Source organism: Mesorhizobium sp. M5C.F.Ca.IN.020.32.2.1, from assembly GCF_004023105.1.
Lineage (GTDB): Bacteria > Pseudomonadota > Alphaproteobacteria > Rhizobiales > Rhizobiaceae > Mesorhizobium > Mesorhizobium wenxiniae.
The window spans coordinates 1-887 of sequence record NZ_RZSX01001422.1 but is presented as its reverse complement, the minus strand read 5'-3'; the positions used below and the strand labels follow the sequence as shown (position 1 = coordinate 887).

At 56.8% G+C, this 887-nt stretch carries 1 protein-coding gene; it reads right to left on the bottom strand.

The genetic code is table 11. The annotated features are described in order from the left end of the window. On the bottom strand, nucleotides 1–595 hold a 595-nt coding region (locus tag EOA86_RS36490; RefSeq protein WP_128345822.1), incomplete at its 3' end, for a phosphoribosylaminoimidazolesuccinocarboxamide synthase. Nucleotides 596–887 lie beyond the last annotated feature (292 nt).

Genomic DNA, 887 nt, shown 5'->3' with positions numbered 1-887 from the left:
GCGAGATCTCGTCGGCAACGACGATGCGCATCATGTCGCCCTCGAACAGGCGGCCGCACTCGATCTTGAAGTCGACGAGCTGGATGCCGACGCCCATGAACAATCCGGAGAGAAAATCGTTGACACGGATGGCCAGCGCCATCACGTCGTCGATCTCCTGCGGGCTCGCCCAGCCGAAAGCGGTGATGTGCTCTTCAGACACCATCGGGTCGTCGAGCGCGTCGGCCTTGTAATAGAATTCGATGATCGAGCGCGGCAGCACGGTGCCTTCCTCGATGCCAAGACGCTTGGCCAGCGAACCGGCGGCGACATTGCGCACCACCACTTCGAGCGGGATGATCTCGACTTCCTTGATCAGCTGCTCGCGCATGTTGAGCCGGCGGATGAAGTGAGTCGGAATGCCCATCCGGTTGAGATGGTTGAAGATGTGCTCGGAAATGCGGTTGTTGAGCACGCCCTTGCCATCGACGATTTCGTGCTTCTTCTTGTTGAAAGCGGTCGCGTCGTCCTTGAAGAACTGGATCAGTGTTCCCGGCTCAGGGCCCTCATAGAGGATCTTGGCCTTGCCTTCATAAATGCGGCGGCGATTTTTCATCTGATCTTTTCTCTGGATTTCCGGGCAGGCGGCAAGCGGCCAGTTCCTGTCCGTCTGCCTAAATTAGTGCGGCAACGGTAGGGGTTCAATGCCGGTGTCTATCCCAATCGCACTGTTTGCTCAATCGGCAAATCCTTTCACTCAACCGCTTTCGGGAATGAAATGCCGCAGCGCAGCAAGTGACATACCATATTGACCGGCCCGCGGGCTTTTGGTTTGTGCTGCGGCAATACACATATTCCAACTGCCAACGAATCGGATTGACCGGAGGGATGCCATGAGCAGCATGACA